Source organism: Nitritalea halalkaliphila LW7, from assembly GCF_000265075.1.
In the GTDB taxonomy this organism is placed as follows: Bacteria; Bacteroidota; Bacteroidia; order Cytophagales; family Cyclobacteriaceae; genus Nitritalea; species Nitritalea halalkaliphila.
Window position 1 is genome coordinate 1 of record NZ_AJYA01000058.1, and the last position, 17,100, is coordinate 17,100.

Here is a 17,100-nt window from a genome sequence, read left to right on the forward strand (position 1 = left end):
GGCTCCCCGGAAACAGCGTCGAACACGCGGCCGCGCACTTCCCCCTTTTCCAACTCTTGCATTTTCACATGCTGTGCCGGTACCACGATTACGCGCTCGCGGATTTGGCGAAAGCTATGCCCCGTCTGTGCAGAAACCTGTTCTAGCATTTCCCCTAAGGACTGTGCCTCAGTATCGAGCTGCACGGCTGCACGAAGATCTACACGGTCAGTACTGAAAACGAAATGTAAAGGCGTTTCACGCTCCACCGCCTCCATGAAGGAGCCAAAGGTACGGGCCTGTTCCATGCTACGAATTGCTTTCATCTTGTAGACACTTTGGGCCGAAGTCCCAGAGGCTAATGTCAAGCAAGTAAAGAAAAGACTTAGGGTAAAACCCCAAAATGCGGATTTCGTCATACACCAAAGTGAATGAAGTAAAGAATTTTTCATAAATTTGAATGTTCAGTGGGTGCGGTGGCGCCTGCCAAACTTACCTAAAGGAGATCCCCCCAGATCTCCTTTTTTTAGCAAGGCCTACCGCGAATGAAGAAAGTATTGGTTTGAGTTTCTGTAAGTTCTAACTGCATCGCCTGCGCGATCATGCGCAAGACCTCGGCACCACTTTCGGCGCCTATTTTTCCTGTAAAGCGACATGCTAACAAGCCACTGTCCGCCACCTCTATGTGGATTCCCTTAGCGCGCTCCATGGCACGGAAAACCTCATACAGTGGAGCTGACTCGAAGGCCCACGCGCGCTCCGTCCATAAAAAGGGCTGATCGGTTCCGATCTCTTCCTGCGCCCACACATGAGCTTCGACTTGTAAGCGCTCACCTGCTAGGACAGCAGTCGCATGGGCCTGTGCCAGATCCCTAACCTCCACGCTACCCGTAGCTACCTCTAAAAGAAATTTTCCCGAAGCCGCATGTAAGTTGAAAGAAGTACCGGTCACGCGCGTTTCAGTGTCTGGTCCCTGAATTAAAAAAGGCAGCTGCTCATTTTTAGCCACATGGAAAAAAAACTGGCCCTCTACCTCCACCTCTCTATGCCCGACTCCGAAACCAGCCGCATACTGAAGCTTGGCTCCGGGAGCCAAAACTACCTGCGTGCCATCCTCTAACTGTAAGAACCGGCGCCCTTTCTCTGCTGTGAAGGTGGTCCACAAACCAGCGCTTTCCACAGGCTCCGCCACATAAAATAAAGCCGACCAGAGCAGCAGCCCTCCTACCAGAGCAGCAGCGATGGCCAGTGCCCATAAAGGGCGAAACGAGCGGCTGGGGCGCGAATTAAACCGCGCCTCCACCCGCTGCGGAGACTTTGGCGCCTGCGCCTGCTTCAGCACTCGCTGCTGGATGCGCTCGAGAGCAGCCGCATCATCGCTAGGCTCCGCACAGTGCCAAGCTAGCGTAAAGCTTCCGCCACCGACCCATCCGCATCTACCGCTGCGGCTAAGGTTTTCAGCTCCTGCTCCTCTACTGACGTAAGCGACTCCATCGCCAAACGACGCACCAAGAGCGCTTTATACTTTTTTTCTGCTAATCGTCGATTTTCCATGCACCCTTAGGACAACATTCCGCAGGGGGACTCCCGAAAAAAGGAATGAACAAATCATGAAGTATGCGTCCTAATAAATGCGTTCAAGTAATGCATGATGGAAAAAAAAGAACTAGCCCTTTAACTGAAAATGCTTTGCCAGCTCCTGAACAGCTAAGGCCACTTGATTGGCCACGGTCTTAGGGTGCAAATGAAGGAGCGTGGCGATTTCTTCATGGCGCATGCCCTGAAAACGAGAAAGGTCAAAAATAAGCTTGCGCTGTCGCGGTAAAGTCCCCATAAAGGTGTCGATTTCTTCCTTCAGTTCACGCATGCGCAGTGCGTCGTCTGCTAAGTCATGGGCCTCCAAGTGGCGTATTTCGGTGTCCTCAGCGGTGAAGGGAGCGGTAGGCAGCCGACGCTTTTTTAAAACATTTAGAGCCGCATTTTTTACACTTATCGTCGCATAAAGCTTAAAGGTGCCGTGCAGCACCAGCGCCTCTTCCCGTTCCCAAAGCCCAATAAAAAAATCTGCCACCAACTCCTCCGCTTCTGCCTCCACCGGAACTATATGCCGTGCTACAGTAAATAAAAGACCCTTATAGCGCTCCATGAGTTCTGCTAAAGCCGCGCTATCGCCCTGCTGTAAGCAGTGAAGCAGCTCTTGATCGGTTCGGTTCGGATAGGTAGAGGACATAGTAACTGGGGTTTGTCCAAAGGTACTTACCGCAGGTGACCCTATCTTGACCCCCAGTTTATGAAAAAGTTATGCTTTCCCGCCGTCATGGTCGACTCCGCATCCGCATCGCGCGACCAGGCCCCTCCGCTAAATCGATCAGGTACCCGTTTACGACCGCATAGCGGAGCTCGCCCCCTTCCTCTAAAAAGAAATTTGCGCCAGCGCCTAAGCTTATCCCAGCAGGCTTAGAAGCTGGACTGCTGCTGAGCAGCAAAGGATATGGATGCACCAGGCCCTCCGGTAACCCCTTTACCTGCAGCGCCATCTGCCCCGCACGCAAATAGGCCATCGCCTGCTCCATGCTTAATTCCGTCAGCGAGGATAAGGCCTCCGGAACAGCCTCCGCCTCACGCACACGAAGTGCACTGCCCTCTAATTCCTCATAACCATAAAAAACAGATAAATCACCCATATCGTCGATGACTCCCTGCACGAAATAGCCGCCCGCAGCCTCCACCTCACGGCGCTTCACCCCGAGATCCATGCGCACCTCCTGACCCGCCAGCTCCACCTGCACATCACGCAGGACCAGATCCATCAACTTCAAATCATTATCCGGAATAGCATAGTAGTCCGCGATATTTTGCTGCTTGTACTCCTCCGTGGCGATCGCCAAAAGCGCCTGCAGCATCAGCATAAAGTTATACTTGCGAATCACCTGCTTTTCGGGATCATTCGGGTAGCCGCCCGATTCGATTAAAATCGTGGATGTCCCCCACTTCTGGAAATTATCGCCAAAAGCCCGCGGCTCGAATGCATCGTTATACTTGCCCACATGATCCGGCTCAGCCTCCTGCATCAGCGCATGCATCCCGACGATTACTTGCATGGCTGCCTCTCGCACCGCGTTTACTTCCGTGGCCGCATTATAGGCGGGCGCCAAAACCGATATCGTGGCAGGGTTCGCCGTACCCTTCACATTATAATAGGTCTGTTGATCGTGTAAATTAAACCCAAAATCCGGTTCAAAACTGTCGCGAACGGCCTTCAGAAAACGCGCCTCCGATGACACCTGTGCGATCGCATCTCGGTTCAAGTCGATGTCCAGCGCGTTTCGCCGAATCCAGCGGTCTGCCCCATCTGGATTTACCACTGGAATAAACTTGAGCTGTAGCCGCTCATGAAGGAGTTCGCGCCAGGGCGCAAATTCCGGTTGCTCCCCTTCTAAAAAATTAAACAGATCGAATAAGGCCATCGTAGCCGTACTTTCGTTACCGTGCATCTGGGACCAAAGCATCACCTTTACCGGCCCCTTTCCATAATCCAGCTGATACACCTGCTGCCCCTCCACCGATTTCCCTAAGGGAGAGACGGCCAACTTATCCGATCCTCGCGCTGCGATCAGCGGCAAAACATCGGCATACAGAAAGCGGCGCTCCTGCACGCTTTCCTCTTTCGATACCGCATACGCCTGCTCCAGTTGGCTCAGAGAATAAGCGGGGGATACCCGCTCGCGGGAGTCTTCAGAACTGCCGCAGGAGAAAAGAACAGCGCCCACCAGAAGGCTGATAAGAAAAGAGAGGTAGTGTAGCTTCGACATAGTAAAGAGATAGATGCTAAAATTCTTGATTTACGGACAAAACTTATGTAAAAATTTTATTTTACCAAAGCCTTTATGCAATTTTGTGCGAACGGCCAACTTGCGCTGGAGCGCCTCCGTACAAGCAAGTGCAACCGATAGCCTAAATTACACATTCAAGCAGAAAAGCCCATGAAGCTCTCCTATTTTATTGCAGACCTGCCCCTCAAGCACACCTTTACCATCGCCCACCAAAGCCGCGATGTGCAAGACACCGTTATCGTAAAAGTGGAGCATGACGGCTATTATGGGCTAGGGGAGACGACCACAAATCCCTTCTACGGCATGACCCAAGAAAATATCGTCGGCGCACTGGAGCGCGTTCGCGACATCGTAGAAGCACTGCCGGGCATTCCCCATCCCGAACATTTCTGGGCACATGTAAAACCCTATTTTGAAGATAATCCCTTCGCGCACTGCGCCTTAGACATGGCTCTCTGGGACCTGTTCACCAAGCATCAGGGAAAAAACTCTACGAATACCTTGATTTAGATCCCACAAAAATCCCCCTCACCAACTTCACGATCGGCATCGCGGACATTCCCACCATGGTGGCGAAGATGAAAGAAGTAGACTGGCCCCTGTACAAGATCAAGCTCGGCACCCCAGACGACCTCGCCATCATCAGGGCTTTGCGCGAGCACACCCACGCACGCTTCCGTATCGATGCGAACTGTGCTTGGACGGCGGACGAGACGATTCGGCTGGCGCCAAAGCTAAAGGCACTCGGCGTAGAATTTATGGAGCAGCCACTGGCAAAGGATGATCTAGCAGGCATGGAGCGCGTCTATGCGCACAGCGTGCTCCCGATCATCGCAGATGAAAGTTGCATCGTAGAAAGTGACGTAAAAAAATGCGCAGGCCGTTTTCACGGGATTAATGTCAAGCTGGTAAAGGCTGGCGGCATCACGCCTGCCCTTAGGATGTTACGAGAAGCCCGGCAGCTAGGCATGCTGACGATGGTGGGCTGCATGACAGAGAGCTCCATCGGCATCTCTGCCATCGCACATTTAGCCCCTCTTTTGGATTATGTCGATATGGACGGGGCCATGCTGTTATCGGAAGATATCGCCACAGGAGTGCAGATCGCTGTCGAGGGCGTAAAATTCCCCGAGGGCCCAGGCATCGGCGCCCAGCTGGTAAAGGAGTTTTCGTAGACACCTCACTAAAAAGTAAAGACCTTTTTCATTCTGTGAAAAAATTATTTCCTATAGAGCGGGTAGTGTTTACTCTGGTTATCAGCAGCCCAAAACGCTGATTACAAATAAATTAAACTATGCAACGTTTTTTTTTGGACTAAAAACTAAAAATGATCTTCGGAAAGGTGCATTAAATCAAAATTAAACCTTACGTGTAAAGGGTTTACGTCTTAAAGACAAAATTTTCTACTTTTAGAGTAGACCCCAGCACAATGAAATATGTTTACCCCCTACTCTTAGGTGGCTTGATACTGGCTGCCCTAAGCACGCTTATCCCTACCCTGCAGGCCCAAAACCTGCAGGTAGACGCGCACATGGCCAAAAAAATCTCTGAAACCATCGTTCTTGATGGCGTTCTGGATGAGGCCATCTGGCAAGAAGACGGCTGGGCAGGACAGTTCACCCAGTACTTTCCCTCTGACACCTCTTTGGCGGAAGCCCAAACCCGAGTAAAAGTCGTCTACGATGACAGGAATATCTACATCGCGGCGGTGATGCTAAACAAGGGGCCACGCACCGAAGATCAATACGTCAGCACCTCCCTGCGCAGAGATTACCGCGGGGAACAAAACGACGGGGTCAGCTTCCTTTTCGACACTTTTAACGACAAAACGAATGCCTTCCAGTTTGGCGTAAATCCTTTCGGCGTGATGCGGGAATCCCTCATCGCGAATGGTGGCATGGTAGCCGCTGATCTCAATCTGGCTTGGGATAATGTGTGGTGGGCCGAGGCCAAAATCTACGAGGACTACTGGGTCGTGGAGGCCATGATCCCCTTCAGCACCCTACGCTATAACGATGGCGCGAAAAAGTGGAACCTAAACTTTTACCGCATCGACAGCGAATATAACGAGCGCAGCACCTGGGCGCCCATCCCGAGGAACTTCAGCATGATCGCCCTAGCCTTCATGAAAGAGCTACACTTCGAGGAGCCCCTAAAAAAGCGCGGCAGTAATGTATCTCTTATCCCCTACGTCGCAGGGGGGAGCGCCCAAAACAACATCGATAAAACCAGTGACCCCTTCCGCCCCTCTTTCGGAGGGGATGCCAAAGTGGGCCTCGGGCCGGGCCTTAACCTAGACTTGACCTTTAACCCAGACTTCTCGCAGGTAGAAGTGGACCAGCAGGTGACCAATCTCGACCGTTTTGAAATATTTTTTCCCGAGCAGCGACAGTTTTTCCTCGAAAATGCAGACCTCTTCGCCGACTTTGGCGCGGACCGCATCCGCCCCTTCTTCTCCCGACGAATCGGTGTGGACAGAGACGAGCGCACTGGCCAAAACGTCCAAAATCAAATTCTCTATGGTGCACGCCTTTCCGGAAAAATCACCGACGACTGGCGTGTAGGGGCCATGAACATGCAGACCGCCTCCGATGCTGAAAGAGGAATCGCGGGCAGTAACTTTTCTGTGGCCGCTGTGCAGCGCAAAGTCTTTAACCGCTCGAATGTAGGAATGATTTTTGTCAACCGAGAACGCCTCGATCTGGAGCAGGGGGGCTTTAACTTCGATCCTACTGCCCGGAACTCACTCATCGGATTCGATTACAACTTGGCTTCCCGTGACAACCGCTGGACGGGAAAATTCTTCTACCATCAAACACAGGACGAGGCGTAAAAAACCGTAACCAGGCCATCCACGGACAGCTGAACTATGCACAGGTTAACTTTAACGCCAGTGTGAGCTACTCGAATATCGGCGAAAATTTTAACCCTACGGTGGGCTTCACTCCTCGAAATGATTTTCAACGTGCGGCAGGAAGCATCGGCTACCAGTGGTTCCCACGCTCTCGACTTATCAATCGACATGGCCCAGGCGCTGAAACGGAAACCCTCTGGAATGAAACCCTCGGCGTTACCGATGAGCTCCATACCCTCTTTTACCGCATCCAATTCCAGTCTCTGTCCACCATCACCATGGCGGTAAGCAACAGATATACCTATTTGTTCTTCCCTTTTGACCCCACCCGGACGGGCGGCAAAGCCCTCGAATCCGGCACAGATTACAGAAACACCTTTTTCCGGATGAACTTCTTCACAAACCCCAGAAACAGCTTCTTCGTCAGTGGCAGAACAGAAATCGGGGAATACTTCACTGGAAACATCATGACACTAGCCGGATCGGGCAACTACCGCTACGGGTACCGGGCGAACATCTCGATGAACTTCAGCTTTAACCGCATCCGACTTCCCGAGCCCCAAAGTAGCGCAGACCTCTTCCTGATAGGGCCCAGAATCGACCTAACCTTCTCGAAAAGTCTCTTCTGGACCACTTTCGTACAGTATAATAATCAGATCGATAACCTAAACATCAATACGCGGCTACAGTGGCGCTATGCTCCCGTATCTGACTTCTTCTTCGTGTACACGGATAATTATTTCCCGACCACCTTCATCTCCAAGCAGCGCGCTTTAATCGCGAAATGGACCTACTGGCTGAATTTATAGCGGTACTTACAGCAGAATCTCTAAAATAAAATCTGTTTTATCGGTCTTGATATAAGACTTATTTCCCTCTGTAAAGATTTCTTGTGGCGTACCATTTAGGAGGATCTCGTTATACTTACCCGCTGGGAAAGCGAAACTCGTGGTCCAGTCCTTCCGCGAATGTTCCACCTGTGCAATCTTACGGCCATCCTTCCACTTGTACTTGACCGTCAGCTCATTATCTCCCATAGGTAGGCGCTCGATGCTGACTCCCGGCTGCCAAGCATCGGGTAGGTGAGGCATCAGCTCTACGTGGCGCTCCGCGGCCTTTGGGCGGACGCCCAAAAACTGCGTAATCACGGGCACAGCATAGCTATACAGATTCCAGGCCTGCGTCATCATGCCATAGTCAGGCGAAACCTCATAGATGGAGCCAGGCAAAGCGAAACTAAAGGAGCGTGTCATGCGCTGTAGGTAATCTAAGGCTTGGTTCGGACGACCATAATTATTCTCGGCCACCGCCTGGACACCCGTTGGTAGGGTCATTACAGCGCCAACATACGAGAACACTTGGCTCCCTGAAAAGCTCCCATCCTCCTCATCTGCCCTTTCGTCACGGTCTATTCCTGTCACGAAAACCCCGAATGGATTTGTGAATTTAGCTCCCTTGTCGAGAGCACGAATGCCTTTTTCCTGCGGGGCGATTCCCATTTCCATCGGTGTGTTTACCACCCAGTTGTGGTAGAGCACGAAGCCCCGCTTCACTCCTTTCGGATATTTACGGATACGCTCTCGCGCCTCTTTCAGTTCCGCCACTGCCCAGGGTTTATCTAAGGTGTCCGCGCGGACTAAAGCATCTTCGAGCAGAACCAGTGCTTCCTCGGGAGTGCCGATAAAATCTGCATAAGCTCCCATTTCCTCCACCCAAAACTCTTTATTGATTTTCTCTTTCAGCTCCCTAGCGAGCCTTTCGAAGCGTCTTTGATCCTGCTGCTCGCCGAGCAGACCAGCCACATATGCCGCATCCACCAGACCGCGTTGCGTGTACACGGCCACATCGATCATCTCGCTGTTCAAGCCATGGATTTCCATCATCCCATAACCATCCGGGAATAGATTCCCATCGCTATCCTTCTTGTCGAGTAGCCAGTTTAAACCCGAGCGCATAATCGGGTAGTTTTGCGTCAGCAAATCCCGCTCCCCAGTCCAGTCGTACACCCAGCGGATGAGAGAGCTAAACTGGGGCGTCTCATTTACATTTCCTGCATTAAAAATCACGCCATTCGTGCTCACCTCATGGATAATGCGGCCATCCTCGTCTCCCTGTTCGGAAAACTTACGGATAAGGTCGATCGTCTGAAGGGTAATGTCTTTTCTGCCCGTAGCGATGGCACCCTTTAAGGTGTACTCATTATCCACACCGAACCACCAGGGGTAATCGGGCATGCCGCCCCGAGGCCGCGGCCAAACTCAGGCACATCGCGGATAAGCCACTCCGTGTTATACTTCACCCAGCGAAAAGCCTGATTAAACACCGAATCGGGTGTCGTCAGGTTCGCCTGCGCAGCGATTTCGGCATAGCGCTCGGCTTTCTCTTGGAAATAGCGGTCGTAATTTCTCCTTAGATCCTCATAGGTAGCTTCCATGGCCTCCTGATCCGTGTAAGAACCCGCGATAAAAATGCGCAAGTCGGCGCTTTGGCCCGGCTCTATCTCGAAGTTATAGCTTAGCTTGGAGGCCTTGCCGAGGCCATTAGGCTTGTAGATACAGAAAGTGGCCCTTCCCTCGCGGTACATCGCTAAGCGCTGATCGCCTCCGAAAAAGACATACCAAGGGTTTTGGCTATCTTTTCCCATCCACCCTGTAGCTCGCGATTAAACGTTAGGTCATCCTCAGCATCCAGCATGCCTGTCTCCTCGCCCAGCCAGACTGGGCGCAGGTCCGTATAACCAGTAAATTCCATTAATATAGGGCGCTTCTCCGGCGACACATTCGTCATGCGGTACTCCACGACCATACCTTCCACTCCATCCGGAACGAACTGGGCACGCGTGATCACGAAGTTGGGCACCTGATTGCGAAAGATATGCTTATTACCGATCGGATAGTTGATGAACTCATCCGCCTCATTTAGGCAGTACTCCCCATTATCGGCCATGGCCGTCATCGTAAAACCATCCATTAATTTGATGGGGTGGTTCCAAATCCCCCCCATTTCACCAGGGACATGGAAGCCCATATCTGGAAAAGTGCCATCTTGGTGCCCCACCATATACAGCCGATCACCTGCAGCGAAAAAGGAGATTTTAGATATGCCTCCTTCCCACGAATCCCCTCCTGAGCCTCTAAAGCATCGATGATGGAAAAGTTGACTCCCCTTTCAGCAGGAGAGCAGGCCCACCAGCACTGTACAAACAAGACTATACATACTGAGTACAGCGCCTCAGAAAGGCGTAAGCGACGCGTGAAAACACGTTTAATCATGGTTCTTTTTTTAATCTAAATAATATACACGCTTTACGCGTGTGGAAATCGCTGTAAGTAGCTCATAAGGAATCGTCCCTATCTGTTCGGCGAGCTGGATAAGCGGCAGCTCTTCGCCGAAGATGATCACCACATCCCCTTCCCTCGCTTCGGGAATATGGCTGACATCCACCATACACATGTCCATGCAGACATTTCCCACGACAGGCGCTAGCTGTCCGTGGATGTACACCTTCCCGACGCCCTGACTGAAGCGCCGATCGAATCCATCTGCATACCCGATCGCTATGGTCGCGATGCGCCCCCCATTCGGGAGACTCCCCGCTCTGCTATACCCCACCGTTTCTTCGGGCCGCAGCACTTTTATCTGGCTGATCACCGTTTTCAAACGAGAAACTGTACGGAGCTCTCGGTCCGCCATGCGGTTTACTTCCACCCCATATAACCCGATGCCTAAGCGCACCATATCCAACTGTTTCTCCGGAAAACGAAGGATTCCCGCAGAGTTTAACACGTGGCGCAGTGGTTTGTTTGGCAAATCCTCCACGAGCGCTGCATACATTTGTTCGAACCGAGCGATCTGCTCTCGGCTAAATGCATTATGGGCTTCCCCATCAGCGCCCACTAAGTGCGTATACATGGAGGCCACTCGTAAGCCGGATGCAGCGCCTAACTGCGCCTTTAATGCGGGAACATCTTCCCACTCGAAGCCGAGCCGTTTCATCCCCGTATCTAAATCCAGATGAATCTGCAGGCTGACACCACGCTGCTGCACAAAGTGCTGAAGCTCCCGCAAAAACCGCAAACTGTACACCACCGGCTCGAGCTGATGCTCCGCTAAAAGCGGAAAGGCCTCCTCTAAGGGGTTTAAAACCATAATCGGCAGGCGAATCCCCGCTTGCCGTAAGGCCACCCCCTCATCCGTGTAGGCCACCGCCAAGTAGTCGGCCCGCAGGTAGCTCAGATGATTCGCGATCTCTACCGCCCCACCCCCATACGCAAAGGCCTTCACCATCACCATCACTTTCGTATCCGGTAAAAGCTTGCGCTTGTAGAAGTTATAATTATGCGTCAGGGCATTCAGGTTAATCTCCAGTGAGGTGCCATGAATATTGCGCTCTAGCGCATCCACGATACGCTCGAAACGGTAGGCACGCGCACCAGAAATAAGGAGTAAATCCTGCTGAAAGGGTGCCTGTTCCCGCAGATGAACCACGAGCTCGTCCGTCGTGCGAAAACAGTGTACATGCTCCAGTAAATCCTTTAAGCCAAAGGCCTCCTCTCCTACCAAGTAAATGGAGTGTATGTCATGCTGAATGAGTAAAGCAGCCACCTCCGCATAGAGAGGCTCCGCTTCACCCCCCTGCTTGAAGGCGGAAAGGATCAGGATCTTGCGCCGCATCGGCCGCTGCTGCTGCATAAAGGCCAGTGCGATACGTAATCCTGCAAGGTCGTTATTATACGTATCGTCGATGAGCAGGTTACCCGCCACCCCATTTTTCACCGTAAGCCGCATCGGCACTGTGCGCAGCTTCTCCAGGCCCTGCTGAATCGTGGCTGGCGCCATGCCCACCGTAAGGGCCGCCACGATCACCGCACGCACATTTTCTAAGGAGGCAGGATCCGTAAAGCGTACTCGGAAGGTGAACATGCTCATGTCAGGCTTGAGCAAAAGAATTTGTGCCTGCCCATCCCGTAACTTGACCCCCAGACAGTAATCCTCTCCCGGAGCATCGGACCATAACACCAGACGCTCACGCGGATAGCTGGACAAAAGGGCCGCACGCACTGCCGGCTGGTCCGCCCGAGCGATAATCAGGCGAGAACGCTGAAAAAGTTTCAACTTCTCCCGCAGCTTTTCCTCGCGATCCCGGAATCCCGCATCATGTGCCGTCCCGATGTTCGTAAAAATCCCGATATCCGGCCGTAGCATCTCCTCCAGTCGCTCCATCTCTCCCACCTGAGAGATGCCCGCCTCCATCAGCGCCACCTGATGATAAGGCGCCAGCCCAAACAGCGAAAGGGGCACCCCCACTTGGCTATTGTAACTTTTCGGACTCTTGGCCACAGCAAATTGCTCGGAGAGGACCTGACCCAGCCACTCCTTTACGATGGTTTTACCATTACTGCCCGTCACCGCCAGCAGTGGCCGCTGAAAAGCGCTCCGCTGGGCTGCCGCCAAAGCTTGCAAGGCCGCCACTGTATCTTGTACCGCATAAAAAATGGCCTCCGGATACGCCGAAAGGGGAGGTACCTGCTCCCTGCGCACTAAAAAATGCCGCAGACCACGTGCATATAGCTCGGGCACATAGGCATGCCCATCGAACTTGGCACCCCGTAAGCAGATAAACAGTTGGCCCGCACCCAAATAAGCCTCCCGGCTGTCGATGCTCAGCGATTCGATAGACAGTAACTCTACCTGCTCGGTAGGGAGTAAGCTGTGGAGCGCTCCCGCGCAAAGGTCCACCAGCTCCAGAGGACGAAAAGCGTAGATCATGAAGATTTCTTAGCACTGAAAAACACCTGCTTCACCCAGCGGGGCAAGAAAAAGGCACCTAACAGTAAATACGGGTAGTAGGATAAGAGCCTCCAGAGAATAGAAGTCACAAAGGTGTAGCCTCCTAAAAACTCGGAGAAAAATTGATTGAAGAAGAACTCCGCCGTGCCACTGCTCCCAGGCGTCGGCGACACCATCATCGCGATCCACATGATCACCTGACGTGCGAAAATGAGCAAATGCTCTCCTATTTCTAACGGTATGTAGGCTGACATGAGTGCATTCAACATAAAATATCGGCTCGACCAAATAAAAATCGTGGCCAATACAATCGGCACCCAGTAGTTCCAGCGCTTGCCACGCAGCTCCTTAGAGGCCTCGATGATCTGGTCCCCATATTCCCTAGCCTGCTGCCGCCAGCGCCTGAGCCACTTGATGGAAGCGATCTTCAGTAAAATCCATTTGAACACCCGTGGCTTCCAAAATAAAGCCGAGGCCATCATCAGCGAGTAAAAGGCATACAGTCCATAACTCGTGAAAAAAATGATTTCCAAGCTGCGCCCCAGCTTCATCTCCATCAGTCGCGTAGAAGGGAAAATCTCTCCCTGAGCGAAAAACAAGATCAAAGGCGCCCCGATCACAAAAAATAAATTATCTAAAATCGCCGTCAGCATCACATAGGCGAGGGCCTTGCCTAATTTAATCTTCTCCTTATTCAGAATAAATACAGCCACAGCCGTGCCCCCTACGATGGAGGCGTCACCGCACTCGCGAATTCCCATAGGATAATGACATATAGCGCCCGTACCCAGCTAAGTTCGCCATCCGTGATCACACGAATTCTATAGATGTAGCCGAGATCCCGAAATAAAATCACCAAAATCGCCAGAGCGATGCCCACCCAAGAAGCATCAAAAATGCCGCGAAGCGTAGCCGCATTGACGTTCGGATCCAAATAAAAAAGCAGCAAGACGATCGCCACTCCGATCAAAACAGGCACCCATACCCGATTCGGATTGAGTGTTTCGAAAATCTTTTTATTGTCTAACTTCATACGATTAGCGTCGGTGTGCCCGCAGTCTTTTCCACCCAGAAGTTATTAAAGCCCTCACCGATCCTAATGGTAACCAGCGCAGCCTGCAGGAGTTCCAAAATGGCCAAAAAAGTATAGATTATACGGATTTTATCCGGATTTTCTGTGATAATATCCGTGAACGCGATCCGCTCCTGAAGGCTGATCCTGTCCAGGACATAGGACTTCTGCTGCTCGATGGTGTAAGGATAAGGAATGACCGTATGCCGAGTCTCTTCAGCACGCGCCGCGAATTTCCCCAGCACGCGCTGGTACACCTTCAGCAGCTTATACAGATCGAGGTCCTGCACCTCTGCCTCCACCTCATGGACAGGCCTTAAACTTTTCAGCTCCTGCTCCACATTCCCGCGCGCATGCATGGACAGGCGGCGCTCCTCCATTTCCGCCAGCGTGCCCACCACAGACTTATATTTTTTATATTCGATCAGATGCCGAATCAGCTCCTCCCGTGGATCGACTTCCTCTCCCTCCTCATTGAGCTCAGGGCGGGGAATCAGCATCTTGGACTTAATTTTCATCAGCGTAGCCGCAAAGAGAATAAACTCGCTCGCCACCTCGATTTCCATCTGCTCCAGCTGCTCGATATAGGCTAAAAAATCGCGGATGATCTTGGCGATGGGAATATCGTAAATATCCAGCTCGTCCCGCTCTATAAAAAAGAGCATCAGGTCGAAAGGTCCCTCGAAAAGTGGTAATTTGATTTCGAAACTCACTGAATACTATTTATTTTGTCGTATTTTTGTCGCCTAATCGAATTCAAAGATATCATATTCCGTTGATATAATACGAGATAGGAATCCAAAATGATCGAACCCGCACGAAACATTCACGTGAAGTGCTTGGTTTAGTTGTTTTAAATCGAAACAGGAAAGGCATGTTGATAAAACCAGGTAAATTACTCGCTCAGATCGACAGTCCTGAGGACTTAAAAAAGTTCTCAAAGGATGAGCTGGTACAGATTTGTGATGAACTTCGGCAGTTTATCGTAGATAATGTATCGATCTATGGCGGGCACTTTGGCGCCAGCCTAGGAGTCGTAGAGCTGACAGTAGCCCTGCATTATGTACTAAATACCCCCGAAGATCAGCTGGTCTGGGATGTAGGCCACCAGGCTTATGGGCATAAAATTTTAACGGGAAGAAAATCCCGCTTTCATACCAACAGACAGTACGGCGGGATCTCTGGCTTTCCGAAGCGTAAGGAAAGCGAGTACGACACCTTTGGCGTAGGCCACTCCAGTACCTCTATTTCAGCGGCTCTGGGCATGGCAGTAGCGTCCACCTATAAAGGAGATCGCAAGAAACAACATGTCGCGGTCATCGGAGACGGTGCCATGACAGGTGGGATGGCCTTCGAAGCCATGAACCATGCCGGCGTGGCGGATACGAACATGCTGATTATTCTAAACGATAACTGCATGTCGATCGACCCGAACGTGGGCGCCCTGAAGGAATACTTGACCGACATCACCGTATCCCAAACCTACAACAAAGCAAAGGATGAGGTCTGGAACTTGCTCGGAAAACTCAGCAAGTTCGGTAGCTCTGCACAGGAAGTGCTTTCGAAAGTGGAGGGGGCGATAAAGTCCGCTGTGATGAAGCAGTCGAATCTCTTCGAAAGTCTAAACCTACGCTACTTTGGGCCAGTAGATGGCCATGATGTGCACCATTTAGTGGAGCTCTTAGAAGACTTAAAGCACATTCCAGGGCCGAAAATCTTACACTGCGTTACGGTAAAAGGAAAGGGCTTTGCGCCGGCAGAAAATGGTAATAAAACCACCTGGCACGCGCCTGGACTTTTCGATAAGGTGACGGGTGAAATTTACAAAAAGAAGCCGACCACGCCGCAACCCCCAAAATATCAGGATGTCTTCGGCCATACCCTCGTGGAGCTGGCAAAGGATAATCCTGCGATCATGGGCGTTACCCCGGCCATGCCTTCTGGCTCCTCTCTGAACATCATGATGAAGGAAATGCCGGATAGGGCTTTCGATGTGGGCATCGCCGAACAGCATGCCGTGACCTTCTCGGCAGGCTTAGCCACGCAGGGACTAGTGCCATTCTGTAACATTTACAGCACCTTCATGCAGCGCGCTTACGACCAGGTCTTACATGATGTCTGCCTACAGGAACTTCCTGTGGTCTTCTGCTTAGACCGCGCCGGATTCGCCGGAGCAGATGGGCCCACGCACCATGGTGCCTATGATATCGCTTTCTTCCGCTGTATTCCGAATCTCGTCGTCAGTGCGCCGATGGATGAAGAAGAGCTGCGCAACTTGATGTTTACTGCCTCTCGCTTCGGAGGACCTTTCTCCATCCGTTACCCGAGAGGGAACGGGGTTATGCCAGAGTGGCGTACGCCGATGCGCGAAATCCCAGTAGGTCAGGGGCGCATCATCAAAGAAGGAGAAGAAGTAGCTATCCTCACGCTGGGGCACATCGGAAATTATGCCGTAGAGGCCTGCGAAATGCTGGCTGCAGAGGGACTAAACCCTGCGCATTACGATATGCGATTCGTTAAACCACTGGATGAAGCACTTCTTCATGAGGTTTTCGGTAAATTCTCTAAAGTGATTACCGTGGAAGACGGCTGTTTGATGGGAGGTTTCGGCAGCGCGGTGCTCGAGTGGATGATGGACCATGGCTATCAGGCACAGGTGAAGCGTCTCGGAATCCCGGACGAGGTGATCGAACACGGAGAGCAGCTGGAGTTGCATAGAGATTGCGGATTTGATCCGGCTGGCATCGCCGACACGGTGCGTGCACTTTGCGAAAAAGTACGCGCTTAAATCGCATCATTTCCAGCTAAACGATTGGCGAAATAAATAGATTTCAAGACCTTTAAGCTTCATTCTTAAAGGTCTTTTTTTATGTCCTCACGCTTTGCACGACGCATTCCCGCCACCCGGGAAGGGCGCCCACGCCTACTTTTCCTGCACGGTTTCCTCGAAGATCATCGCATCTGGGAACCCGCCTGCACAGTTTTGGCAGGGGAATTTGAGCTAATATTGGTCGATTTACCGGGTTTTGGGCGGAGCCCCATGCCTCAGGAAGAAGAAGGCCCACTCCGCATAGAAAGTGTGGCGGTCTCCCTACTGGACTGGCTTGAAGAAGAAGGAGCCGCTGAAAACCTCTTTCTGATCGGCCACAGCCTCGGCGGCTACATCGCGCTGGCCCTTGCCGAACTTTTAGGCGCGGAACTTCAGGGGCTTTGCCTGTTCCACTCCACTGCCTTCGCGGATAGCCCGGAAAAGCAGCACATGCGGGATAAAGTCTGCACATTTTTAGAAAAACAGGGAGTGGCAGCCTTCCTGCGTGGATTTGTGCCCAGCCTATTTGCCCAGGGGCAAAGGGACCTGCTGCAAGGGCGCATCCAAACGCTCATCGCGCACGGAAGCCAGACACCTACCGCAGTGGCTCTCGCCTACACCAAAGCCATGCGTGCCCGCCCAGATCGCCGCGAAGTGCTCGCCCGTATGCCTCACAGTCTGCTGATCGCTGGCCAGGAGGATCCCGCCATCTCCGAAGAAGATAGCCGTGCACAGGAAAGCCTCGTCACTCGCTTTGTTCTAC

General features: G+C 52.0%; 15 protein-coding genes and 2 pseudogenes. 5 read left to right on the forward strand and 12 right to left on the reverse strand.

The window, feature by feature from the left end:
- The 5 genes from A3SI_RS14340 to A3SI_RS14355 all read right to left on the reverse strand — a co-directional run.
- Positions 1 to 287: hypothetical protein (locus A3SI_RS14340; protein WP_009057023.1), on the reverse strand; the 287-nt coding region annotated here is incomplete at its 3' end.
- Positions 288 to 505: 218 nt separating this feature from the next.
- Positions 506 to 1,321 carry a FecR family protein gene (locus A3SI_RS14345; protein WP_009057027.1) on the reverse strand — a complete coding sequence of 272 codons (816 nt, stop codon included), beginning with the start codon at positions 1,319 to 1,321 and terminating at the stop codon, positions 506 to 508.
- Between the two features lie 59 nt (positions 1,322 to 1,380).
- A complete protein-coding gene (locus A3SI_RS19070) occupies positions 1,381 to 1,533 on the reverse strand; it encodes a hypothetical protein (protein WP_156810322.1) in 153 nt (50 codons plus the stop codon).
- A gap of 112 nt (positions 1,534 to 1,645) precedes the next feature.
- Entirely contained in the window at positions 1,646 to 2,209 is a 564-nt protein-coding gene (locus tag A3SI_RS14350) for a sigma-70 family RNA polymerase sigma factor (RefSeq protein WP_009057029.1), read from the reverse strand.
- A gap of 85 nt (positions 2,210 to 2,294) precedes the next feature.
- Entirely contained in the window at positions 2,295 to 3,791 is a 1,497-nt protein-coding gene (locus A3SI_RS14355) for a M14 family zinc carboxypeptidase (RefSeq protein ID WP_009057031.1), read from the reverse strand.
- A gap of 171 nt (positions 3,792 to 3,962) precedes the next feature.
- On the opposite strand from A3SI_RS14355, the pseudogene A3SI_RS14360 reads away from it, so the two are divergent.
- The 3 genes and pseudogenes from A3SI_RS14360 to A3SI_RS21140 all read left to right on the forward strand — a co-directional run bounded on the left by A3SI_RS14360 (position 3,963) and on the right by A3SI_RS21140 (position 7,475).
- Positions 3,963 to 4,987 (forward strand): annotated as a pseudogene (locus A3SI_RS14360) (dipeptide epimerase).
- A 254-nt stretch (positions 4,988 to 5,241) separates the two neighbouring features.
- Positions 5,242 to 6,645, forward strand: coding sequence for a carbohydrate binding family 9 domain-containing protein (locus A3SI_RS21135; protein WP_238531791.1), 1,404 nt, complete (start codon positions 5,242 to 5,244; stop codon positions 6,643 to 6,645).
- 62 nt (positions 6,646 to 6,707) lie between these two features.
- Positions 6,708 to 7,475 carry a hypothetical protein gene (locus A3SI_RS21140; protein WP_238531792.1) on the forward strand — a complete coding sequence of 256 codons (768 nt, stop codon included), beginning with the start codon at positions 6,708 to 6,710 and terminating at the stop codon, positions 7,473 to 7,475.
- Positions 7,476 to 7,481: 6 nt separating this feature from the next.
- Here the strand turns inward: A3SI_RS21140 and A3SI_RS21145 are convergent, their stop codons facing one another.
- The 7 genes and pseudogenes from A3SI_RS21145 to A3SI_RS14385 all read right to left on the reverse strand — a co-directional run bounded on the left by A3SI_RS21145 (position 7,482) and on the right by A3SI_RS14385 (position 14,241).
- The gene (locus tag A3SI_RS21145; RefSeq protein WP_050977544.1) at positions 7,482 to 8,900 is read right to left on the reverse strand and encodes an alpha-L-rhamnosidase-related protein; all 1,419 of its coding nucleotides are present in this window, start codon (positions 8,898 to 8,900) and stop codon (positions 7,482 to 7,484) included.
- Positions 8,852 to 9,310: a hypothetical protein gene (locus A3SI_RS21150; protein WP_156810323.1), complete on the reverse strand. Its 459-nt coding sequence runs from the start codon at positions 9,308 to 9,310 to the stop codon at positions 8,852 to 8,854. Before A3SI_RS21150 ends, A3SI_RS21145 begins: the two co-directional genes overlap by 49 nt.
- Positions 9,253 to 9,693, reverse strand: coding sequence for a hypothetical protein (locus A3SI_RS21155; RefSeq protein ID WP_238531793.1), 441 nt, complete (start codon positions 9,691 to 9,693; stop codon positions 9,253 to 9,255). The genes A3SI_RS21150 and A3SI_RS21155 overlap by 58 nt, the downstream gene beginning before the upstream one ends.
- Positions 9,636 to 9,938: a hypothetical protein gene (locus A3SI_RS21160; RefSeq protein WP_238531794.1), complete on the reverse strand. Its 303-nt coding sequence runs from the start codon at positions 9,936 to 9,938 to the stop codon at positions 9,636 to 9,638. The genes A3SI_RS21155 and A3SI_RS21160 overlap by 58 nt, the downstream gene beginning before the upstream one ends.
- A 10-nt stretch (positions 9,939 to 9,948) precedes the next feature.
- Positions 9,949 to 12,435 (reverse strand): bifunctional UDP-N-acetylmuramoyl-tripeptide:D-alanyl-D-alanine ligase/alanine racemase, encoded by a 2,487-nt coding sequence (locus tag A3SI_RS14375; RefSeq protein ID WP_009057034.1) that lies wholly within the window; start codon positions 12,433 to 12,435, stop codon positions 9,949 to 9,951.
- A pseudogene (locus tag A3SI_RS14380) lies at positions 12,432 to 13,489 on the reverse strand (lysylphosphatidylglycerol synthase transmembrane domain-containing protein). The gene A3SI_RS14375 and the pseudogene A3SI_RS14380 overlap by 4 nt, the downstream one beginning before the upstream one ends.
- Positions 13,486 to 14,241 (reverse strand): segregation and condensation protein A, encoded by a 756-nt coding sequence (locus tag A3SI_RS14385; RefSeq protein ID WP_009057035.1) that lies wholly within the window; start codon positions 14,239 to 14,241, stop codon positions 13,486 to 13,488. The pseudogene A3SI_RS14380 and the gene A3SI_RS14385 overlap by 4 nt, the downstream one beginning before the upstream one ends.
- Positions 14,242 to 14,402: 161 nt before the next feature.
- Here A3SI_RS14385 and dxs point away from each other — a divergent pair, with 161 nt between their 5' ends.
- Positions 14,403 to 16,316 carry a 1-deoxy-D-xylulose-5-phosphate synthase gene (gene dxs, locus A3SI_RS14390; RefSeq protein WP_009057036.1) on the forward strand — a complete coding sequence of 638 codons (1,914 nt, stop codon included), beginning with the start codon at positions 14,403 to 14,405 and terminating at the stop codon, positions 16,314 to 16,316.
- Positions 16,317 to 16,397: 81 nt separating this feature from the next.
- Positions 16,398 to 17,100: alpha/beta fold hydrolase (locus A3SI_RS14395; protein WP_009057037.1), on the forward strand; the 703-nt coding region annotated here is incomplete at its 3' end.